This is a genomic window from Maribacter sp. UBA3344 (assembly GCF_002362375.1).
Lineage (GTDB): Bacteria > Bacteroidota > Bacteroidia > Flavobacteriales > Flavobacteriaceae > Maribacter > Maribacter dokdonensis.
The window spans coordinates 257,288-280,567 of sequence record NZ_DERI01000012.1 but is presented as its reverse complement, the minus strand read 5'-3'; the positions used below and the strand labels follow the sequence as shown (position 1 = coordinate 280,567).

Genomic DNA, 23,280 nt, shown 5'->3' with positions numbered 1-23,280 from the left:
ATATTACCAGTTTATAAAGTTGTATTGGCTCTGCAACAGCCAACGATTGGTCTGCGTTTGCAACTTCGTTTGAACATTTAATTTATAGGTCTGGATGACGTTCAGATAATCGACTATAGATACCTGCCCTTGCACCAATTTACCTTTGTAAATCTCCAGTACATTCTGCTGTTTTTGTAGTTGTTCATCGATGGCCTGCATATTTTCTTCCAAAGCGGTCAGTTGCGCTTCAATACTCTTTAAATTGTTTTCCAATTGTACCGCTGCATTCTCTTTGTAAAACACAAGGTTTTCTTTTTTGATTTCGTTTTGCTGGGCGTTGTACTTCCGCTGTTTTCCGTCATAGATCGGTACCGTCAAACGCAGTCCGGCACTAAGCCCGATCCTCCTGTCGATATTGGTCAATTCCACGGCATTCAGCCCCGTATTCCCATATAGACTTAACTGAGGTTTGTATTGGTTCTCAAAAACCTTTTGGTCCGCCGCTACCTGTAAGCTGTCATTTTCGAATTTTCGTTGGTAAAAATTGGTAATTGGGGCATCTGTAGTCATCAATTCCGGAACTGAAAGGCTATCGGTTTCTGCTAGGGGTATTCCGCTCAAACTATACAATTGATTGATAGCCGTTTTGAGATTATTACGGATTTGTTGAAGCTCTAATTTTTTTGAATCGATGTCCAATTGCAATAACAGGTAGTCGCTTTCCATCAAGACCGCCCTTTTTACAAGAAGTTCGACTACTTTCAGTCGATTTTCAAGGTCTTTCAGGATATCAATCGTGAAATCTTTCTGTAATTGTAGCTGATAAGCCATGATAAAGGCATCGGTAACATTCTTGATTAAATTATGCTCGATGTCTTCTGCGGATAGGGAAAGTGTATTGTTTTGAACCTTATTCTGGAATAGTAAATTATCCACGATCTTTTGATTGAAAAGGTTCTTGGTCACGTTCAACTGGGCGGAATAGAGTCCGCCATTGGTAATTCCAACATCGTACCCATAGGCCCTTGGGGAGGGCGTTGTTGTAACATCGATAAACCTGCCGTTGTTATTGAAATAAGGGGCGACCTGCACTTCAGAGGTCGCATTGACTTGGAATGCCTTGTTCTGGGCGACGATAATATCGTTCTGTATTTCCCCTATTTTCTGTAAGTTGTAGTTCTCTTTTAGGACAGGAAGATTCATCTTTGCCTCTGAGATGAAGTAATCTAAACTAGCTTCCTGAGCTTTTGAAGAAAACACTACAATAGAAAATAGTAGCCAACAAGCAAATTGCTTCATATGCAATAGTTTGATTAAAAGATAGCAAAAGTAAATGAGAAATCTAAAGAAGTTCTAAAGTAGAGAAAAATCAGAATTTCTTGTGCCTGACAAGGGAAGGTGTATGATTTGTAACTGTGCACTATCCACCTCCCGTTGCAGGTCTTTAATTTTCTAATTTTAAACTAAAAGAACACGCTAAATGTAATTGTCAAATCTAAAGATGATTTAAAGTAAATATTTTAGACTAGATAATTTTTGTAGTGAGCTTATCACTTATTCAAATTAAAAAAAACATCATTAAGGTTATTGCCTAAATTCAACAAATCATTTATTCGACGTTAGAAGTATTTGATTAAGGCTATTCAAACTCGTAACTTATTAATAATTTGCTTTCCAAATTTTAGTATTTTCAATAACAAACATTATTCAAGTAAGCAATTTTCTCTCTTCTTTTCTGTTTAGCTTATCTTTAAGGCTATTCATATCTTCACTCAATTTTCTTTCTAAAACCCTTGCATAAATCTGAGTAGTGGAGAGTTTTTTATGCCCTAATAACTTAGAGACAGTTTCAATAGGTACACCATTAGAAAGTGTAACCGTTGTAGCAAAAGTATGTCTTGCAGAATGAAATGTAATATTTTTATTAATCCCTATATTTGAAGTAATCTCTTTTAAGTACAAGTTTATTTTTTAATTTGAAATAACTGGAAGCGCTCTTCCTTTATCCATGTTAGGATAATTTTCATATTTTTTTAAAATTGCAAGAGCCTTATCCAATAAAGGAATTTTAACCTGTTGTTCATTTTTTTGTCTTCGAATGAAAATCCAAAAATCACCATCGATTCCTGGCCTAATGTTTGCTTTATTAAGCAACTTAACATCACTATATGACAAACCTGTATAACAGGCAAAAACAAACAAATCCCTGACAATTTGATATTTCTTTTCTGTAAGTAATGAAACTTCAAAAGTTTCTAAATTCTCTTGTGTAAGAAATTGTTTTGTGAATTTATTAAATTTCAACTTGTATCGAACAAATGGGTTTTTGTCCAACCATTCTAAATCTAATGCTAGATTCATCAATTTTCGAAGTCGCTCTAAATGTTTCATTATATTATTATTTCTCAATGGCTTTGAACTCTGTAAAGTAGAACCCCTTCTTAAATGCTGTTCAAAATCAATAATAAAACTACTATTAATTTGTTTTAAATAAATATCATTTGTTTTTTTCTCTAATATCAGGAAACGCTTTAGATAATTTTCAGTTGTATAATAATTTTTAAGTGTACCCATCTTTAGCTTACCCAACATACTTTTGTTATGGTAAGTAACTAACTCAAGCAAAGTTTTATGTTTTTCATCTTTCCCTAGGAATCTATACTTTATAGATTTTGCGGTAATTAACTTACACTCGGATAAGAGCTCTTTTTGACAATCTAGTAATTTGAAATAAATTTGATTCAAATAAATATTCAAAGCTTTACCTTCAGGAGTTCGTGCTTTTGTTCTTTTTGATTTTGAATCCCAGTTTTTAATTTTTGTTTGCCGTTGTAAACTAATTTCAGCTCTTTTACCGTCAACCGTTACTCTTGCGTAAATTGGAGCTAAACCATCCCTTTCCTTAGATGTATTCAGCCATAGATGAATACTAAATGTTCTTGAAGTTTGCATAAACTGTCGCTTTAAATTAAAAATCGATTTGTTTTACGAAAGTCAAATCGAAGCGAAAGTCAAACGCTAATTAATTACAATGTAATGAAATATCAGTTAACCAAAAGGTAACCGAATAGGTAACCTTTAATTTGATATTAAAGCTAATTAAATAAGTTCAATAAATATTAAAGTTATTGACAATCATACAATTAGCTATTTCACAATGTTTACTAAAACACTATTCGTCGGGATGACAGGATTTGAACCTGCGACCACTCGACCCCCAGCCGAGTGCGCTACCGGACTGCGCTACATCCCGAAATTAAGCCTGCAAAAATAAAGAAGTTCTATAGATTAATATCTAACTTTTACCAAAACTTAAATTAATTATCTCAACGATACTATCCAATCTAACATTCTATTTCCCCAATCTTTTAAATGTTCATCATGTAAACCTAACCCGAAACCGTGACCACCTTTTGGGTAAATATGCATGGTTACCGATACTCCTTTATCCTTAACAGCTTTGTAGAACAGTAAACTATTTTCTACTGGCACTACGGTATCATCTGTTGCGTGTAATAAAAATGTAGGTGGAGTTAGCTCAGTAACTTGTTTTTCATTTGAGAAATAATTGACTAATTCGGAGGTTGGGTTTTCCCCTATTAAATTTTTCTTTGAGCCTAGATGAGTCATTGCTCCAAAAGAAATTACAGGATACCCCAACGCCATAAAATCTGGACGTGCACTTTCATCATCTATACGATCAATTGGCTCATAAACTTTTTCATTAAAATGCGTTCCCAATGTAGATGCTAAATGTCCGCCAGCTGAAAATCCAATAATTCCTATTTTATTCGGCTTTATATTAAACTTTTCAGCATTACCCCGAACTAGCCTTACCGCTCTTTGAGCATCTAAAAGTGGTACGTACTTTTTGTCGGTTTGGGAAATATCTGATGGTAGACGATATTTTACCACTATACCTGCAATACCCTTACTGTTCAAAAATTTTGCAATATCTGTACCTTCCCAATCATAGGCTAATATTCCATACCCTCCGCCAGGAAAAATTAAAACTGCCTCTCCCGTAGCATCTCGTTTTGATGGTAAATACACCTCAATTGTGGGGACTTGAACTTTACTAATTCGCAAAATTTCATTTTGCTCATGCATTTCTTTTTCCACACTTTTTAAGTGATTAGGTATTTTATCTTTAGGCCATAACTGCATAATAGTATCTTGAGCAAAGAAGCTGTTTACCATTAGCAACAATAACAGCAATAGTGTGTTTTTCATATTATATAATTTATACTATTCACAATTCCATTTAAAATTAGCGATAGGGTCATGTGACGCTCCTTGTAAGTTATAGTGCCACCATTCTGTTCTGGTAGACCAAAACCCATATTTTTCCATGGTGCTTTTTAATAGTTTCCTATTATCAAGAATTTCTTTTGGTAAGTCAAAATTATCGTGATAGGCCCTTTTTCCAAAAAAATCAAAATCAGTTCCCATATCTAGCTCCTCCCCTTCTAAAGTAACCAAAGTTATATCTACCGCACCACCTTTATTATGTATAGAACCTTTTACGGGATTGGCAACATATTGTGGATTAGGCACTATTTTCCACATTTTGTATTGTACAGAATTAGGTCTGTAGCAATCATAAAACTTTATTTTTACTCCGCTCTTTTTAAACTCTTCATTAGCTTTTAATAAAGCCTTTACTGTTTTTACTCTTGTATAGCATTCTGCACAATCGTATACTTTTTCCTTTAAAAAATTATTATCGGTTGCGTATCGTAGATCATAGGCAAAACCATTGCTATAATCTGCTAAGCGTACAAATGTTGTATCTTTTAAAGAAGTCAACGGTGTAACTTGCTTCTCAATTTTTATGGCTATTGGTTCTATTTTGGAAATAGAATCTTCGTTAATTTCTACATCAGTAGTTGCCGTTTTTGCTTTTACAGATTTAGCATTGTCCTTACAAGATTGTAAGAATAAGAAACTGATGATGATGATAAGCAAGCACTTATAGCTTAAATAGTTGTATTTTAAAATAATCAACGAACTCATTTTCTATACTCTTTTGGTGTTCAATATATTATACTAAATAGTGTTCATTCTGATAGAAATTTGTCTACCTTACTTAAACCTTTAATTACAGCAATTTAACTAAAAACCATGAACAACAACCTATTCCTAATTTTAACCCTTGCTATTTTTTGTGTCTCCTGTAAAAATGAAAAGAAATCATTTACTACAACAACCGAAGCAGTAGAATCGCCTTGGTTATTAGGTTTTGAGAAAACAGATAAGAACCCTATAATGCAAGCAGATTCTTCTTATACTTTCTTAGATCCTATTTCTAAAAAAGAGGTTCAATGGCAAAAAGCCGATGTTTTTAATCCGGGTGCAATAGTAAAAAACGACACTGTATTTCTGCTATTTAGGGCAGAAGATAATCCTAAAGCTATTTTAGGGCATAGAACTTCTCGTATAGGTTTAGCCTATAGTGTTGATGGTATAAATTTCACCAAACACCCTACTCCTATACTTTTCCCTGACAATGACGAATTTTCTCAATATGATCAACCTGGTGGTATTGAAGACCCACGCATTATAGAAACACCTGACGGTACGTATATTATGCTCTATACAAGTTGGAACAAAGATATTGCCCGTTTATCTAGTGCTACATCTACCGACCTTAAAGAATGGACAAAACAAGGTCCTGTGTTTGAAGATGCTTACGACGGTAAGTTTTTGGACGAATGGAGCAAATCTGGATCAATTGTTACCGAGTTGATTGATGGCAGACTAATTGCAAAAAAAATAAATGGTAAATATTTAATGTATTGGGGCGAATTGTTTGTGAACCTTGCTACTTCTATAAATGGTGTGGATTGGGAACCTACATTAAATGAAAAAGATGAATTACTACATAGTTTTACGCCATCTTTAAATGAATTCGATAGTCACTTAACCGAACCTGGACCACCTGCTTTATATACAGAACATGGTATTTTATTATTATATAACGGAAAAAACTTAAGTGGTGAGGGAGCAACAAGTAAGTTCCCAGAAGGTACATATTGTGGTGGTCAAGCTTTATTTGATAAAAATGATCCTACAAAATTGATAAAGCGATTAGATACTCCTTTCATCTGTCCTAGTCTACCGCACGAAATAAGTGGTCAATATAAAGCTGGAACAACTTTTATTGAAGGCTTGGTATATTTCAATGACAAATGGTTTCTGTATTATGGAACAGCAGATTCTATGGTTGGCTTAGCAGTTAAGGAATAAATAAATTATACTACTTATTTAAATAAAAAAAGCCCCTGCTTCAAAAATGAAATAGGGGCTAATGGTTGGTATTGGTAATTGGTTCTATTCTTCAAGTTGACTTAGATAAACTAAGCTTTTAGGTACTTGAGTGACTACATTCTTAGACTCATCTTCTATGAACATATATTCAATGCCTAATTTCTTAGCTTCAGCAACTACTCCGGCAATATCTATTTGCCCTGTTCCTAAAACAACATTGGTGTCATCTTCTTCATGACCGGTATTATTTCCTTCAATACCTTTTTCCATATCCTTTAGATGTAATAATGTAATTTTCTTTGGATATTTCTTCATTAGCGCTAGCGGATCTGCACCTCCATGTTGTGCCCAAAAAACATCTAATTCAAATGTAAAATGAGTTGCATTCTTAGCCATGTAATCGAATAAAGTACCATTTTCATAAGGTCTAAATTCATACCCATGTGGGTGATACGCCAGTACGAGTCCGTTTTCTTTCAGCTTCTTTCCTGCCTTATTGAAAACTTCTGTGGCGTGTTTTGTTTCTTCTAGATCCCATATGTTATCATCGTGAGGTACCCATGCGCACATTACATATGTAGCACCGAAATCTTTGGCATTTTTTATAACCTTATCTACATCATTTTCTAAATCGTCAAAGCCTGCACCTACACTGACCATCTCTAGATCATTTTCTGCTAATAAAGCTTTAAAATCTTCCAATGGCATATCATAAGTTTCGCCACCTTCGATTTTAGTTATTCCCCATTCATTGATCAATCCTAGGGTGTTAGAAACATCCATTTTAAATTGATTTCTAAGACTATATAACTGTAAACCTACCTCTTGGGCTTGCGCTAAAAAACTACTACCCAAAAGGATAGTGGCAATCATTACTTTTTTTATCATCGAGATATTAATTATGTAAGTAAATTTCCTTCGTCATCCCACTCTGCCATAACGTTACGTTGACTTTGGTCTACGCATTTTGCAATCCATTCTGGGTCATAAGCAACACCATGCTGGTCAAGTACATCTTGCGGTACACCATCCCAAACATTAGGTGAATTTCCTTTATATCCTAAATCTGCAATACCAACTTTAGAAGTATAATACCCCGTAACGGTCAAGCCACGCATGGTATAGAAAAATTGAATTTCTAATGGTTGCTCGCTTAGTGGTTTCTCGATATCATGCCAGCAGATTTCATCGCAAATCTGTTTTTTCTGCTCTAAAGTAGCCGATTTAAATTCAGTACCAAACTCCGTATTACTTTTATGATCTAACCACATTAAACCACCTAAAAGTGTAGGAGCCATTTCTGGAATATCTTTACCCATAAATTCTACAAGCGCTGGCACTTCTGCCTCTATAGGACCACCATGTGGCTCTTTTGGTGGAAGTATCACTACACTTAAAGCTGCAATAGTTTCCATTTCATGCTCGTTAAACAATTGCTCTGCATTTAATTTTTCTATACGATCCAATTCTTCTGGCGTTCTACCAAAAAACTTATCGCTGCTGGTTGAAATCACCTCATCTACAGATTCACCATTTTCAGTCTTACATGAATTGAAGACTAGCCCAGAAGTTGCCGCAGCACCACCGAGTATTAAAGTTTGTAAACTCTTTCTTCTATCCATAATCTAAATATTTTGTGCCTTTAATTGTTCAATGATATAATCTGATGCTCTCCATGAAAGGGCCATAATCGTCCAAGTACAGTTTTTATCTGCTTGAGATACAAAAACACCTGCATCTACTATAAATACATTGTCGGCATCATGTAACTGCTGAAACTTATTGGTCACCGATGTTTTAGGATCATCTCCCATTCTTGTAGTACCTACTTCGTGAATAATCTCACCTGGTTTGTTCAATCCGTAATCTTTATCCTTACCTGGCTTTTCACCTAAGTAATGACCACCCATATTATGAATAATCTCCTCAAAAGAATCTTGCATATGCTTCGCCTGATTCACTTCGTATTCTGAATGCTTATAGTTGAACTTCAAAACTGGTATACCGAATTGATCTACCGTTGTAGGATCAATTTCACAGTAATTATCTTTATAAGCGATTGCTTCTCCACGACCACCAAAACCTATTACGGCACCGTAGTATTTCTTTACATCATCACGTAAGCTTTCTCCATATCCTCCAGATTTTAATCCGAAGTACTGGTTCAATGCATTTGGATCCCAACCAAAACCGTAGTTTGGCTGACTCATACCGCCCCATACCTCTATATGATATCCTCTTGGAAAATTCAGTTTAGAATTATCGTCCCACCATGGTGAGTATACGTGCATACCACCTACACCATCTTCGTTGTAAGAGGTCTTTCTATTTAATAAGCCCGGTATTACACCTGCAGCACCAGATCCTGTAGAATCATGTAAATACCTACCTACTAGATTACTACTATTACCTAGTCCGTTAGGGTGTTGCTTACTTTTAGAGTTTAAAAGTATACGTGCAGAACTACATGCAGATGCTGCTAATACTACAACTTTACCTCTAAGCTTATATTCTTTTCTATCTTCTTTATTGATGTACGATACGCCTGTTGCCTTACCTTCAGCATTGGTGGTAACCTCGCGCACCATGGCATTTACAAATAGTTTTACTTTACCACCACTTTTTTGTGCCGGAAAGATCAAACAACTACCTGATGAGAAATCGGCATATATTTGACATGATCTACCACATTGCCCGCAATAGAAACAAACGCCACGATCTTCATTTATTCTTTTGGTCAACATCGAAAGTCTACCTGGTATCACCGGTATGTTTGACTTCTTTGCGCCATTGATATAAAATAATTCGTGCAATCTTGGTTTCGGGGGAGGAAGAAAGAATCCGTCAGGATCGTTTTCTCTACCTTCATTGGTGCCAAAAACACCAATTAACTTGTCTAATTTATCGTAATATGGCTTAACATCTTCGTATCCTATTGGCCAGTCATCTCCATGGCCATCACGGGTTTTTCCTTTAAAATCTTTTGGTCCGAAACGTAAAGAAATACGCCCCCAATGATTAGTTCGTCCTCCGAGCATTCTTGCACGCCACCACTTAAACTCAGTTCCTTCTGCATGTGTATATGGTTCTCCTTCTACTTCCCAATCTCCCCATGACATATCCCATTCACCAAAAGCTCTATCTGTACCTGCCCCTCTTCTTGGAGAATCATATGGTTGTTTTAATTGCGTCATGGTCTTTGGATCAGCTGGGTCAAAAAACGGACCCGCTTCTACAACAGCTACGTTTAAACCTGCATCTGCCAATTGTTTGGTAGCCATACCACCACCAGCTCCTGAACCTACAATGATTACATCAAAGATTTCTGAGGATTCCTTTATCTGCATAATTTGAAATTAGTTATTGATTACAATTTAACTATTTATTAAAATAAGAACCTGTGTTTTTAGCTGAATAACCATCGTTACTGGACGGACGGACACATTATAAGCACAATAGTCCGTTTTTAGCAATATTGTTATTCGCTTACAAAAGTTGAAGCCGGCAAACCTGCGGCATTGAACAAAGTACTTACATCTGTACTTTTAAAAGCATATCGTACCCCTGTCGGATTTTTTACTTCCTTTGAGCTTACTACTATTTCATTATTCTTTAATTTTGCTTTCGCAGGAAACCATTCTCCCACAGCATTCGAAACTTCAAAAAGTGTTATTTTCTTTCCTTTATTATTTAATCCGTCAGCATTGCTGAACTTCACTTTTAATTGATTGCCGTCTACTTCAAAAGAATCGTATAACGGACCATAAACTTCTTGATCTTGTAATAACCTGTAGTGATTTTTAAGTGCAATATTCGCTAATCTCAAACCTACATCTTGTTTGTTTAATGGGTGAATATCTTCGATTGTACAAATATCACTCGTCATTGCCATGGCTGTATTTTCTAGTGACATTGCCTTTCGTTGCTGATCTCGAACTATGCCGCCAGCAAATTCGTGATCATATTTAAATGGCGCTATTTGAACATAATAAAATGGAAAATCATCTTTCCATTCTGCTCGCCAAGAAGTAATCATATTCGTAAAAAGCTTTTGGTAGCTTTTGGCATTCGCAGTATTTGATTCTCCTTGATACCAAATCGTGCCGCCTATTTTAAACTTCGTCAACGGGGCTACCATACCGTTATACAAAGATGACTTCTCTACCGATACCCATTTGTTAGGCTCTATTTTTTTGTGAGCTTCGACCAATTCAGGGTGTGCTTCAAAAACAGACTCTGGTGTCCACACTTCAGCACTTGAAGCTCCCCATGCGTTATCTATTAATCCGATCGGAATATTCAATTCTTTTTGAACTTTTCTTGCAAAAAAATACGCAACTGCACTAAAATCTTGCATGGTTTCAGGTGAACAAGCAACCCAAGTACCTGCCACATCTTCTTGTGGATATTCTGCAGTTCTCTTCGCTACCGTAAACAATCGGATATTTGGGTAATTGGCATTATCGACTTCAAAATCTCTGTTCGCAATCTTGCTGTTTGCGCTCCACTCCATATTACTTTGCCCAGAACAAAGCCATACCTCACCTATTAATACATCTTTCAGAGTAATTTCGTTACTTTTCCCCTTAAAGATTATTTGAAACGGTCCGCCTGCTTCGGGTGTTTTTACTGTAATCTCCCATTTTGCATCATTGCCTGTTTTGACGGCAAGGCTTTCATCGTTCCAACTTGTATAAATCGTAAATTCTTCGTTGGGATCTGCCCAACCATACAACAACACATCACTCTCTCGTTGCAATACCATTTCATTTGAAAATATCTTAGGTAGTGTAATCTCAGCTTTGGCAAAAGTTGTTACCAATAGGCACAGTATCATCAGGTTAAAACGTAAATTCATTATAATTGATAAAATTTTGATTTAAATATAACTAAATATGCCTCACATTAACAAATTCACAAACATTGAATATTATTTTTAAAGGATTTACTATCTTGACTCTTATAATTACCATATTCATTAGCTCCTAAAAACCAACATGTCTAACCAACCAACATTACTAAAGCGTCGAAATTTTATTAAAGCAGCATCGGCATCGCTACTATTTACTTCTTTACCCACCTTCGGAATCGAGTTTTTCGCAAACGAAAAGCCTAAAAAAGTAGCTCTTATTGGCACTGGTTGGTATGGTACGAGCGATTTATTACGTCTTATACAAGTAGCAAATGTAGAAGTGGTTTCACTTTGTGATGTTGATACAAATCAACTAAACACTGCGGCACAACTAGTTTCTGAACGTCAAAAAAATAAAAAGAAACCTAAACTCTACACTGACTATAGAACCATGCTAGAAAGCAATAGTCTAGATATTGTACTTATTGGTACGCCAGATCATTGGCATGCATTAACGTGTATTGAAGCACTAAAATCTGGAGCTCACGTTTATGTTCAAAAACCGATTAGCGTAGATGTTATGGAAGGTGAAGCAATGGTCGCTGCTGCTAGAAAATATAACAAAGTGGTTCAAGTGGGTACACAGCGAAAAAGTACTCCGCATCTTGTAGCCGCTAAAAAACAAATTATTGATACCGGAATGCTAGGCACTATTGGTCATGTAGATATGAGTTGCTATTACCACATGCGCGCAAATGGTAATCCGCCAGAGCAAGAAGTGCCCAATTTCTTTGATTATGAAATGTGGACAGGTCCCGCACCTATGAGACCTTACGATGGTCTGCCCCACAAAAGATGGTGGCGTACGTTTCGAGAATATGGAAACGGAATTACAGGTGATATGTGTGTACACATGCTAGATACCGTTCGTTGGATGCTTGACTTAGGATGGCCCAAACGTATTAGTTCTGAAGGTGGAATTTTTGTTCAGAAAGATGGAAAATCGAACATATCTGACACACAATCTGCCGTATTTGAGTATGAGGACCATAATTGTAATTGGCAGCATAGAACATGGGGAAACCCAGATGACACAGATTATCCGTGGGCTTTTAAAATCTATGGTGAAAAAGGTGTTCTAAAAGGTGATGTGATGAAAGCGGAATTTATTCCCGTAGATGGCAGCGATTCTATTCGATTTGATGTGGTTTATGAGAAAGAGAAATATCCTGAAGATCTCACCGAAAAAGACATTGAACTGCATGCGGCACCTGCTACGCGAAGACATATGATAGATTTCTTGAATGCCATACAAAACAACACTACACCAGTGGCCGATATTGAAAACGGCCATATTTCTACAGCTAGCTGTATTTTGGCAAATTTATCGATGGATTTGAAAAGACCTTTAATCTATGACCCACAAAGCAGAACAGTATTGAGCGACCCAGAAGCTACCGCACTATTGCAACGCGATTATCGTGGGCAATGGAAACACCCGCACCCAGATACGGTATAAATTACTGTAGTTTTTTAGTAGAGTCCCTAACTAGTAAACTTGTTTTAACGATTTTAGTTTCGTATGGTAAACCGGGGTTTTTAATTCTGTTTATCAACAGCTTAGCTGTAAGTTCACCTATATACTTGCCATGCTGACTAACCATAGTCAAAGACGGAGTTACGTATTTTGACAACTGTCCGTTGGTAAAGCCAATAATTGAAATATCATTAGGCACATTATACCCTCTTGCTTTTACTACTTCTAATACTTGAACAGCAATAAGTTCATCTATACCGATAATACCTTCTATAGTTTTATAATTAAGTAAAAATGACATTAACAAATCTAAATCATCTTTAACCGTAAGATTAATAATCAATTTAGGATCAAAAGGCATCTCAAATTCCTCTAGCGCTTTCTTATAGCCTAAAAGCCTTAATTTCCCTACACTTGAACTAGATATAGGGTTAACTACCGCGATATTTTTACAGCCAATATTAATTAGGTATTTGGTAATTTTATATCCTGCCTCAAGATCATCAACCACAACTTTATCGCATTGTACGTTGTCTGAAACCCTATCAAAAAGAACTACGGGAATATCGTTATTAATAACATCTATTAATGCATCGTGTTTGTCTTCGTTCTGACTTTCTTCTGCTAAAGACATGATAACGCCATCTACGGTACCTGCGTCAAAAAATTCAAGCGTTTTTGTTTCTTTCGCTTTAGATTCGTTACTAATACAGCTAATGATATTATAGCCACTTTCATTGGCTACTTTCTCTATACCATACAGTACTTGGACAAAGAAGTAATTTAATATGTTAGGCACAACCACACCAATAGTTTTGGTACTTCGGTTCAATAAATTAAGTGCAAGTCTATTGGGCTTATAGTGCTTTTCTTTTGCATATGTCTGTATCTTAAGCTTAAGGTCACTACTAATTTCATGACTGTCATTAATCGCTTTAGAAACGGTTGAAATAGACACCTTAAAATGTCCGGCAATATCCTTTAGAGTTACTTTTTTCATAATTTATAACTACAAAAGAACAGATTTAAATTGACACTTTAAATTATTGGTTAAAGCAAACTGTCCCTAATGGAAAACCAAGGGACAGATTACTTCATATTATATAAATTCTAATACCCAAATTTCAACTATTTAAAATAGTCTTAGGGTTTTAATTTTATATGTATTGGTTAATGATATTTTCGAACAATTCTTGCTTACCACTTTGTAATTCCAACTCACCATTTTCTTTGGCAATGTTGTAAAGATCTTTCATATCTAACTTACCGTTTTCAAAATCTTTTCCTTTACCTGAGTCAAAAGAGCTATATCTGTTTACACGTAACTTATTATAAGAAGATGATTCGATAATTTTATCTGCTGTGATCAAAGCTCTAGCAAAAGTATCTGCCCCGCCAATATGTGCATGAAATACATCTTCTAAGTCCGTACTATTTCTTCTTATTTTGGCGTCAAAATTCACTCCACCACCTTGTAATCCACCAGCAGCTAAGAATACCAACATTGCTTCTGTTGTTTCTTGAATGTTATTAGGAAATTGATCGGTATCCCATCCATTTTGGTAATCACCTCTATTGGCATCTAAACTACCTAACATACCAGCTTTTGCAGCTACAGCAATTTCATGCTGAAAAGTGTGTTGTGCCAATGTTGCATGGTTCACCTCAATGTTCATTTTAAAATCGTTATCTAAACCATATTCTTTTAAAAAGCCTATTGCAGTAGCACTATCAAAATCGTACTGATGCTTCATTGGCTCCATTGGTTTTGGCTCTATAAAGAAGTTTCCTTTAAACCCTTGGCTACGCGCGTAATCTCTTGCCATAGCTAAAAACTGACCCATGTGGTCAATTTCACGACCTAAATCTGTATTCAATAAAGACATATAACCTTCTCTACCGCCCCAGAAAACATAATTCTCACCACCTAAAGCAATTGTTGCATCTAAAGCCAATTTAATTTGACCACCTGCTCTTGCCAATACATTAAAATCAGGATTGGTAGATGCACCGTTCATGTATCTCGGATTTGAGAAACAATTCGCCGTACCCCAAAGTAATTTTTTACCCGAATCTTTCTGTTTCTCTTTTAAGTAATCGGTAATAGTTGCCAATCTTTTTTCAGATTCTGCAAAGGTTGATCCTTCTTGAATTAAATCGAAATCATGAAAACAGTAGTAATCAAATCCTATTTTATCAAAGAATTCAAAAGCAGCATCTGCCTTATCTTTTGCCGCTTGTACAGCATCAGAAGATTTATCCCACTCGAAACTCTGCGTTCCGGGTCCAAATGGATCTGAACCTTGTCCACAGAAGGTATGCCAGTAAGCTGTTGAAAACTTAAAGTGATCACGCATGGTCTTACCCGCTACTACTTGGTCCGGATTATAATATTTAAAGGCTAGCGGATTGTCAGATTCCTTTCCTTCAAATTTAATTTTGTCTATTCCTTTAAAATATTCCTTGTTTGCCATTATGTTGATTTTATAAGTTGTTCAATATTAATTCTAATTCTTTTTTCCAAACTGCATATGCGTCTTGGTATGCTTTTTTATCTTTCTTCGGACTAAAAGTCATTACGTAATCATTATCTAAAATTGCCTTACCGAATGCCTCAAAATCGCCTTTGTGAAGATTCGCTGCTCTTGCCGCGCCAATTGCCCCAGTAGTATCATAAATTTCAATGTCATACCCTATTAAGGTTGCCACGGTATTCGAAAATATTTCTGAACGAAAAAGATTGTCGTTGCCTGCACGCATCACATTCACTTTTATTCCGTCAGATTCCATGATTTCCATTCCGTAAACAAACGAAAAAGCTATACCTTCCAATGCTGCACGGCATAAGTGCCCTTTACCGTGATTGTTCAGGTTTAGGTTGATGATCCTAGTACCAACTTCCTTACTTTCCAGCATTCTTTCTGCCCCGTTACCAAAGGGAATCATGGATACCCCATCGCACCCGATCGGCACTTCGTTGGCCAGTATATTCATTTCTTCGTAAGAAGAGACATTTAAATTATTAAGTAACCACCGGTACTGTATTCCCGCTCCGTTGATACAAAGTAATTTTCCTATTCTAGCGGGTTTTCCAGGAGAGTAGTTTACATGTGCAAAATTGTTTACCCTTGAGCTTTCTTTTACAGAAAGATTATCTGTCACTGCATATACAACACCAGATGTGCCGCCCGTTGCCGCTACTTCACCCGGATTAAATACATTTAGGGTCAAAGCGTTATTGGATTGATCACCTGCACGATAAAGAATTGGCGTACCTATTTGTAGCCCACTTTCAGATGCACCTTTTTCATTTACCTTAGATTGTACAGAAAAGGTATCCACAATATCTGGAATCATCTCTTTTTCCAGTCCGTAATGATCAAGTAGAATTTCTGCTATGTCATCACTTTTAAAATCCCAGAATATACCTTCTGACAAGCCGGAAACTGTAGTATTTACCACACCAGATAACTTATAGGCGATAAAATCGCCCGGAAGCATCATTTTATAGATTTGCGCGTAGATATCGGGCTCATTTTCCTTTACCCATTTTAATTTAGAAGCCGTAAAGTTAGATGGCGAGTTCAGTAGATGCGAATTACAGGTATTGGCCCCCATTTCTTCATATGCTTGTTGACCTATACCCACCGCCCTACTATCGCACCATATAATAGATTTTCTAAGTGGATTCCCTTCTTTATCAATAAGCACCAGACCGTGCATTTGATAGGATATACCGATACCCGATATATCTGATTTTTCAATTTTTTCTTGTGTACATAGTTTGTCAATGCCGCTACAAACATAACGCCACCAATCTAATGGACTTTGTTCTGCCCAACCATTTTTTACAGCCTCCATAGACATTTCTGTCTCTGGTTCAGTAACTACCCCAACGCTCTTTCCCGTTGAAGCATTTACCAAGGCTATCTTAATAGATGAGCTTCCTATATCTAATCCTAAATGGTACATAAATAGTATAAATTGGTTTGCTGTAATAAGTTAAACCAAAAATAAGTACTATCCTTAGCAATAGATATTTAGGCTACGAAAAATTATCGTAACTGAATTTAATTAAATTTAAATTTTTAAATAAAAACCATTAAAGTGTTGATTTGCAATTCTTTATATTAATTTTAAATTACTAATAATTTTCGAAAAGGTTTTCGTATTACCTTTACAATCAAAAGAATAAGATTTTAATTTATACCACTTTTATAGCTGATTTTGTAATTGTTCCAATTTAGAAAGTGCTTCTGATTTAGAGTTAACATCTAACTTTAAATAGATATTCTGAATATGGAAATTTACTGCACTTGGTGTTACAAAAAGCTTTTGGGCAATCATTTTATAAGTAGCTCCTTGACATAAAAAATCTACGATCTGATTTTCTCTTTCTGAGAAAAAAGCAAAGGTTTTTCTATGAAAATTGCTAATGATTTTCTTTACTATATCATTACTCATTGCCGCACCTTCTTTTTCCATACTCTTTAGGGCGTGTTCCAATTTATCCAGGGTCAATGGTTTTGTTAAGTAACCATTTGCTCCTTTTTTAAACGCATTCTTAATCACTTCAAAATCATTATTTTCACTGAACATTACAATTTTGATTTCCCAGTCTTTCTTTTTAAACAATTTGATGGCATCTACGCCGTTCATATCGTTCAATTCTATTTCAGAAAGTACAATTTGAGGTTTTGTAAACTTGAAATCTTTGATGGCATCTTTGGCAGACGTGTAACTGCCCACTACTTCATAACCTTCTATTTCCTCAAAATGATTTCTATAAACGGTATGAAGTGAGGTATCTTTTTCCAATACTATTATTCTAATATTTGAGCTTTTCATAATCTCCATAGTTTTTGAAGCCAATATTCTATTTACAGAATAATGACTACGGTTAGTTTTTAATAATTTCAGAAACCTTTTACAAAGGTTAAAACCACTAAACAACGGACATGTAAATGAACAAATAGTGAAAACTATAAATTCAGTTTTACAAATCAATAGACAAACGTTGCCCTAAAGAGCAATCAAAAATTGAAAGTTCTTTGCTATTGTTCAGTTAAAAAATCTAATTGAAAAACGGATGACCGCTAACGTGTCAGTTCATAAAACCGAGCCGTTTGCCAAACAGTAAATCTGTGAGATTTTTGAGTTCTAAAAAATTAGAAAACCTGTGAAGAAAAAGATGTGTTTTAAAATGGGAATTGTGTAGGTAATACTCATTCATGGTTGTGGGGGGATTTGGGGTTATACAATTGGGTTTGAATCTTTTTGGTGTTGGAAATATATAAATTAATGCAACATAGCCGTTGAAAACCCATATATTTTCGTTCAACTACCAATTTTTCTTAAAAAATAAGGTAATTCATCGATAGTTAACGTAAAGTTAAAATCAAGAATTACCACCAATGTAAACCAAATAATAAAGGAGGGGACCCAGTCATCCCCCCGGATAACACCCCTCCTTTTATTGACAATTCAAATCAACCATAAAACCTTAGGAAATTATGGAAACTCAATTCATTATTCTCTACTTATATAATCGTCTTCAAAAGTATTGGATGCTGTTGCAGTTGCTTCGTTCACTTGCATGATCCATTTCTCTTGATTGTATTTACCGTTTAAATCCGTACTTGCAGCCATTTGTGCCTCGTTCTTATAATCATAGTCTGCCAAGTATACATAATATAGACCGTTTTCCTTATTGTAAAATTGCTTTGGATCTAAACCCTTTTCGCGTAAATCTTTCATAAATGCATTCATATACTTTGTTTGGCTGTATACGTTTGCGATAACATAATATCCTGAATTCATATCTATTGCATCTGAATCCACTAACATTTTAACAGGCATTTCTTTAAAATTATCTCTTGTTGATGGAAACTCCTTGAAGTTCGCCCTTCTTGAAGAAGTCGATGTTGCCGCTGTAGATGTATTTGAAGAAGTTGATGTTGTACCCGTAGCAAATGCATCGGCAGGCTCTGTTACAAAATCTATAGCATCATCCACGATATCATTATTTACATATGAGGTGTTTTCCTCTACACTAAAGTCTTGTAAAGAGCTTTTAATGGTAGTATCAATATCGTTACGCAACATTCTTACAATTAGCTCAAAACGCTCTTCAAACGCTGCTATTCTTTCACTCTCAATTGAATCTTGACGAAGAATCAGTTCATCTAAGATTATTTTATTTTCATAAGCCAAACTACTTTCTGAAACAGGTGCATTAGAACTACTTTCTTGCTTTCTTCTACTTGCCTTTCTTGCACTATCTCTTTCTTCTATTAAATTGGCTATTTGCTCTTCATAATTTCTTACGATATTATCTATTTGATTGTCCGATGAATTATCTGCTACCGAAATGGCCAAATCATCATCTTTAAACTTATATGCCAATGTAATCTCATGGTTCCAGCCAAGGTTGGCATCATCACTTGATAGATCTTTCTCCATTAAATAACCTAAAGACATTTTTTCACTTAAGTTAAAACCTACACCAGCTGCTACACCATATTCTTGGTCTACCGTAGTTTGCAACCAACCATAATTTGGCAAGTCTAATAACATGGAACCAAAGTAGTATAGGCTACCATCATAATTTTGCCCTACTTGAGCCATTGGCATTAATCTCGCATTTTCAAAAAGTCCTCTTGAATGCTCAAATGAATGGGTATATTGAACCGATGCCTTAACACTCTTGGTTGACAAATCGGTCAGAAATTCGTTCGTTGTTTGATTGTATTTTACTAAATCTTCTGCATACAGTCCAAAATCAAAACTACCAAGTGATAGATTGATACCTGGTTGTACCGCAATTTTACTTTCTTTTCTAGCATCTGCTATCTCTGGGTCATCTGTACTTACAACAACTCTGTTCTTGTCCAAACCTTGATTAAAGTAAGTTACATTGGTACCAAACGTTAAAACAGATTTGTCTCCTAAACGAACAGATGATGCGTAGTTGGCATTGAAACCAAATTCTTGAACCACACCAGACCATTGGCTATATACGCCAATACCTACAGCTGTATGGTCATTTAACTTATTACTGAAACCTAGAAAGTAGTTTTGACTGTTGTCGTCAAAGGTTGCATATTGGTTTCTATGTAGAATGTTCAAATATGACTTGTTCTCACGTACCAATGAGAATGTTGGGTTTATAAAAAACCTGTTGAAGAATAATTGATTGTGGTAGGTACTACTGGAGCCTAAGTTTGCATTGGTTTCTTGACCTTTTACTGTTTGGACAAGAGCCAATAAAAATAAAGCAATAAGAAAACTACTGATTTTATACGGACTTTCCATAACGTTTGATTTTAATGATTAGAATTGAAATTGTCTATGAATTGGGGGATATGAATAATGGGTGGTTATTCATCTTCAAATACAGAGCTAGAATATTGCATCTGTTTTTCTGAGTTAAAAGCTTCCAAGAAACGATCATCTCTGTCTCTCTCGTTTATAGGTTTATCATTTAAGTTAAATGCTACGTTCTGTGTATGCTTACCTTTTGCAATTCTGTTAGATACCACGTAACCAGAACCATCACCTTGCAATAAGTTTACGGAGTACTCGTCATAAGAACTGTTTATCGTATTGCCCATGTTTACCGCTAGCCCTACACTACGTTGACCAACCTCTACCATGTACACATCTAAACCGCCATAACCTTCCCTACCGTCAGAGGCAAATACTAGACTACCGTTAGATATAGGGTTAGGGTGAATATCATTTTTAGCGGTATTGACCTTTTTACCTAAGTTCTTGGCCTGGCCCAACATTCCGTTTTTTTGAATGGTTGCCACATAAATGTCATACTCGCCAAACGTGCCCGGCATATTAGAAGCAAAGAACAATCTACTGCCATCTGGTGATACGGCTGGGTGCTTTGCCGAGTAATCACCTGGACAAACCGCTACTTCGGTTATTTTTTTCCACTCGCCGCCTACTTTATCAGCTTTATAAATTTTATGAACTGCTTTTTTCTTGGAGAACATTCCGGTTACGGGTTTACGATATACGGTTTTACTATAGTATGCCGTATTACCACCATTGGTCAACGCCACCGGCGGAGCATACTCACCTGGTGCTTTTTTTGCCGGTGTTTTTGTTGTAGCTGCAAATTCGCTACTCACTTGGTTGTCATCCCACGGTAAAAAATTTCGTCTGTTGTTTGAGGTAAGACGTGGGTGAATAACATTACGGGTCATCTTATAGTCATCTTTAACCAGCTCTGTCCAGTTTTCATCGGCAATCTCGTTTTGTACCTCTTTACCTAACTGAGAAACGGCGTGATCAAATCTTTTTTGGTAACTTTTCTTTAAGGTACCATCTTCAGAAATTTCCATAAGTCTGCCATACCAGTATAAGGCATTCTCATATTTTTTGGTCAGGAAATTGGCATTACCTAGGTCCTCAAAGATTTCTTCATCTGAATAACCAAGTGATTTTAGCTTGTTGTAATTCTCTGTGCGGTTAGAAACTTCTGTAACTTTTCTTTCAAGAAAACTGGTTGAAGAATCGTTGTAGGCCAAATCTTGGCCATAACCCATGGTCGCCATACAGGCGAACAAAAGGCTAATTTTAAATGAATTGTTCATAATACTAGATTTTGGGATTTCATACTCCAAAGGTCTAGCAACTTATTCAATTGATTATTAATAAAAATTCATAGGTTTTATCATATTCTGTAAATCAATAACTTTAATAAATACACATTATTAATTGAATATCAGATATTTAACTCTGTTTTTAAAATTATTTTGACACCTGTTTATTTTTTTTCTTCTCTGAATAATAAGTGTACCCTAAATAGGCCAATTGTAAACCAACGGCCGCCATTTTCAATTTTCTGCTTCTTACTAACATTTTTGCTACTCCAAATAGTGGTGATAATCTCATAGTTTTTCTTTTTTAAGTTCGATAACAATGTAAGCACTACCTAGATTTCAGCTTAACTCTATCCATACAAAATCTATGCTAAAACCTTCTTTTAGAAGCTAATTCTTAGCAGTTTAAAGCTTAACTGCATACAGCTAAAGTACTATTGTATAACGTCAATGTAAACGCCCGTTTACCCTTAAATTGCCTATAACAGAAATGATTAATAACGGGCATGATCGCCTATTAAATTTAATATTATGAATAACGATATAAAGAAAATTGAAGATAGTCTTAAAGACTTGGTAAGTAAAAATGAAGATGCCATTAAAGGTTTTGAAAAAGCATCTGAAAATTCAAAGGATGTAGGCATTAAAAGTTACTTTGAGAAAAAAATTATAGATCGCATGCAGTTCTTGAAAGAACTTAGAGGTTCTGTTCCTGAATTAGATTTAGGTAGCGTTCAAATTGAAGGTAGCGCAGCCGGAACACTACACAGAACGTGGATGGATGTTAAGGCGTTCTTTGCTGAAGATAATGATGAAGCAATGTTAGAGGAAGCAGTAAGGGGTGACAAAGCAGCCATTAACGATTATGATAATGCCTTGGCAGAAACTATGATGCCACACCGTTTAAAGGAAATTATCAGAGCACAAAGAGAACAATTACAGAATGATTTAGAAACTACGGAAGTTCTTGAAGACTATAGATAATATTATATAATTATCAATAAAAATAGCCCTTGTTTTAGCAAGGGCTATTTTTATACGTAATATTTAATTTTAAGTTCTAGCTGCTTTAGCTCGTTTTTTCCTTAGCCAACTTTTGTAGAACTTTTTACCAAAATATAATATCAATGCTTTTTTCATAATCCGAGTTTAATACGTTTTCATTTTATCCTTACGTTTTCTCAACTGTCTTTCCAGATCACTAATAGATTCGTTTACCGACTCTTCAAAATTTTGATTACTGGCTTCTGCAAAAATTCTAGGACCAGGTACACTTAACCGTATATTACAGATCATACCTGTTTCATCAGAAGATGTGTTTTCTTGCTTTATAAATACATCTGCTCTAATTACATCATCAAATTTTGCATGCAATTTGTCCAGCTTGTCCTTGATATATGTTTCCAACCTGTCACTTGCTGTTACACCATCATACTCATATATAATTTCCATAAATTCTCTTGTTTTTACTCGCCTAGCGAGGTTAATAATAAAAGAGGCTTTTCAAACGACAATAATTGCCGCTAGAAAATACCTCTTACTTTATTTATTTTTGATGTTTACTTATCAACGTTTACCATCCATCCTATGCCAAAACGATCGGTACATCTACCAAAATGTCCCCATTCACGTTCCCTAAATTCATGGTGTACTTGACCTCCACTTGACAAGTCATTAAATAACTGTTTGCCTTCGTCCAAATTATCGACATCAACACTCATATTAATTTGATTGCCATTGTTCAAAGGTGTGTCTGGAGAGGCATCGTATGCCATAAAATGAACTCCTTTTCCTTTGAGCTCTGCGTGCTGTAATTTTCCACGATAAGAAGACGGAACATCTATTTTCTTATCCTCGTATGTTTGTTTATTTTTTATGTCTGCACTGAACAGGTTTGCGTAGAAGTTCAATGCTTCTTGACAATTACCGTTAAAGGCTAAATATGCTTGTATTTTCATGATATATTGTTTTAATACAATTTACCCAATACCATACCGTTCCCTTACCTTGAAAAATACAGT

At 35.5% G+C, this 23,280-nt stretch carries 21 protein-coding genes and 1 tRNA gene; 3 read left to right on the top strand and 19 right to left on the bottom strand.

Features of this window, described 5'->3' with window-relative positions:
- Nucleotides 1–3: 3 nt before the first annotated feature.
- The 6 genes from B2Z27_RS10455 to B2Z27_RS10430 form a co-directional block, all read right to left on the bottom strand.
- A complete protein-coding gene (locus tag B2Z27_RS10455; RefSeq protein ID WP_286813600.1) occupies nt 4–1,281 on the bottom strand; it encodes a TolC family protein in 1,278 nt (425 codons plus the stop codon).
- 408 nt (nt 1,282–1,689) lie between these two features.
- Nucleotides 1,690–1,944: a tyrosine-type recombinase/integrase gene (locus B2Z27_RS10450; protein WP_286813599.1), complete on the bottom strand. Its 255-nt coding sequence runs from the start codon at nt 1,942–1,944 to the stop codon at nt 1,690–1,692.
- 9 nt (nt 1,945–1,953) lie between these two features.
- Complete coding sequence (locus B2Z27_RS10445) at nt 1,954–2,934, bottom strand: site-specific integrase (protein WP_286813598.1); 981 nt, start codon at nt 2,932–2,934, stop codon at nt 1,954–1,956.
- A gap of 227 nt (nt 2,935–3,161) precedes the next feature.
- Nucleotides 3,162–3,235, bottom strand: a tRNA-Pro gene (locus B2Z27_RS10440).
- 68 nt (nt 3,236–3,303) lie between these two features.
- Nucleotides 3,304–4,215: an alpha/beta hydrolase gene (locus tag B2Z27_RS10435; protein WP_286813597.1), complete on the bottom strand. Its 912-nt coding sequence runs from the start codon at nt 4,213–4,215 to the stop codon at nt 3,304–3,306.
- 15 nt (nt 4,216–4,230) lie between these two features.
- Nucleotides 4,231–4,998, bottom strand: coding sequence for a M15 family metallopeptidase (locus B2Z27_RS10430; RefSeq protein WP_286813596.1), 768 nt, complete (start codon nt 4,996–4,998; stop codon nt 4,231–4,233).
- Between the two features lie 108 nt (nt 4,999–5,106).
- Here B2Z27_RS10430 and B2Z27_RS10425 point away from each other — a divergent pair, with 108 nt between their 5' ends.
- Nucleotides 5,107–6,231: a glycoside hydrolase family 130 protein gene (locus tag B2Z27_RS10425; protein ID WP_286813595.1), complete on the top strand. Its 1,125-nt coding sequence runs from the start codon at nt 5,107–5,109 to the stop codon at nt 6,229–6,231.
- A gap of 84 nt (nt 6,232–6,315) precedes the next feature.
- Here B2Z27_RS10425 and B2Z27_RS10420 read toward each other — a convergent pair whose 3' ends face one another.
- The 4 genes from B2Z27_RS10420 to B2Z27_RS10405 all read right to left on the bottom strand — a co-directional run bounded on the left by B2Z27_RS10420 (nt 6,316) and on the right by B2Z27_RS10405 (nt 11,110).
- Entirely contained in the window at nt 6,316–7,140 is an 825-nt protein-coding gene (locus B2Z27_RS10420; protein ID WP_286813594.1) for a sugar phosphate isomerase/epimerase family protein, read from the bottom strand.
- Between the two features lie 11 nt (nt 7,141–7,151).
- Nucleotides 7,152–7,874: a gluconate 2-dehydrogenase subunit 3 family protein gene (locus B2Z27_RS10415; RefSeq protein WP_286813593.1), complete on the bottom strand. Its 723-nt coding sequence runs from the start codon at nt 7,872–7,874 to the stop codon at nt 7,152–7,154.
- Nucleotides 7,875–7,877: 3 nt separating this feature from the next.
- Nucleotides 7,878–9,599, bottom strand: a complete 1,722-nt coding sequence (locus B2Z27_RS10410) for a GMC family oxidoreductase (protein WP_286813592.1) — start codon at nt 9,597–9,599, stop codon at nt 7,878–7,880.
- Between the two features lie 131 nt (nt 9,600–9,730).
- Nucleotides 9,731–11,110, bottom strand: coding sequence for a sialate O-acetylesterase (locus B2Z27_RS10405; protein ID WP_286813591.1), 1,380 nt, complete (start codon nt 11,108–11,110; stop codon nt 9,731–9,733).
- A 139-nt stretch (nt 11,111–11,249) separates the two neighbouring features.
- Between B2Z27_RS10405 and B2Z27_RS10400 the strand changes: the two genes are divergently transcribed.
- On the top strand, nt 11,250–12,623 hold the full coding sequence (locus B2Z27_RS10400; protein WP_286813590.1) for a Gfo/Idh/MocA family protein: 1,374 nt from the start codon (nt 11,250–11,252) through the stop codon (nt 12,621–12,623).
- A gap of 1 nt (nt 12,624) precedes the next feature.
- Here B2Z27_RS10400 and B2Z27_RS10395 read toward each other — a convergent pair whose 3' ends face one another.
- The 7 genes from B2Z27_RS10395 to B2Z27_RS10365 all read right to left on the bottom strand — a co-directional run bounded on the left by B2Z27_RS10395 (nt 12,625) and on the right by B2Z27_RS10365 (nt 21,551).
- Nucleotides 12,625–13,641: a LacI family DNA-binding transcriptional regulator gene (locus B2Z27_RS10395; protein ID WP_286813589.1), complete on the bottom strand. Its 1,017-nt coding sequence runs from the start codon at nt 13,639–13,641 to the stop codon at nt 12,625–12,627.
- A 157-nt stretch (nt 13,642–13,798) separates the two neighbouring features.
- Entirely contained in the window at nt 13,799–15,115 is a 1,317-nt protein-coding gene (xylA, locus tag B2Z27_RS10390; RefSeq protein WP_414673371.1) for a xylose isomerase, read from the bottom strand.
- Between the two features lie 10 nt (nt 15,116–15,125).
- The gene (locus tag B2Z27_RS10385) at nt 15,126–16,613 is read right to left on the bottom strand and encodes a xylulokinase (RefSeq protein WP_286813588.1); all 1,488 of its coding nucleotides are present in this window, start codon (nt 16,611–16,613) and stop codon (nt 15,126–15,128) included.
- Nucleotides 16,614–16,856: 243 nt separating this feature from the next.
- A complete protein-coding gene (locus B2Z27_RS10380) occupies nt 16,857–17,489 on the bottom strand; it encodes a response regulator transcription factor (RefSeq protein ID WP_286813587.1) in 633 nt (210 codons plus the stop codon).
- 681 nt (nt 17,490–18,170) lie between these two features.
- The gene (locus B2Z27_RS10375) at nt 18,171–19,955 is read right to left on the bottom strand and encodes a PorP/SprF family type IX secretion system membrane protein (RefSeq protein WP_058105500.1); all 1,785 of its coding nucleotides are present in this window, start codon (nt 19,953–19,955) and stop codon (nt 18,171–18,173) included.
- A 65-nt stretch (nt 19,956–20,020) separates the two neighbouring features.
- Nucleotides 20,021–21,250, bottom strand: coding sequence for a TolB family protein (locus B2Z27_RS10370; protein WP_083414163.1), 1,230 nt, complete (start codon nt 21,248–21,250; stop codon nt 20,021–20,023).
- A gap of 157 nt (nt 21,251–21,407) precedes the next feature.
- The gene (locus tag B2Z27_RS10365; RefSeq protein ID WP_175518911.1) at nt 21,408–21,551 is read right to left on the bottom strand and encodes a hypothetical protein; all 144 of its coding nucleotides are present in this window, start codon (nt 21,549–21,551) and stop codon (nt 21,408–21,410) included.
- A 239-nt stretch (nt 21,552–21,790) separates the two neighbouring features.
- Between B2Z27_RS10365 and B2Z27_RS10360 the strand changes: the two genes are divergently transcribed.
- Nucleotides 21,791–22,243: a ferritin-like domain-containing protein gene (locus tag B2Z27_RS10360; protein WP_058105498.1), complete on the top strand. Its 453-nt coding sequence runs from the start codon at nt 21,791–21,793 to the stop codon at nt 22,241–22,243.
- Between the two features lie 165 nt (nt 22,244–22,408).
- Here B2Z27_RS10360 and hpf read toward each other — a convergent pair whose 3' ends face one another.
- A complete protein-coding gene (hpf, locus tag B2Z27_RS10355; RefSeq protein WP_286813586.1) occupies nt 22,409–22,711 on the bottom strand; it encodes a ribosome hibernation-promoting factor, HPF/YfiA family in 303 nt (100 codons plus the stop codon).
- Between the two features lie 107 nt (nt 22,712–22,818).
- On the bottom strand, nt 22,819–23,217 hold the full coding sequence (locus B2Z27_RS10350; protein WP_071339808.1) for a VOC family protein: 399 nt from the start codon (nt 23,215–23,217) through the stop codon (nt 22,819–22,821).
- Nucleotides 23,218–23,280: the final 63 nt, after the last annotated feature.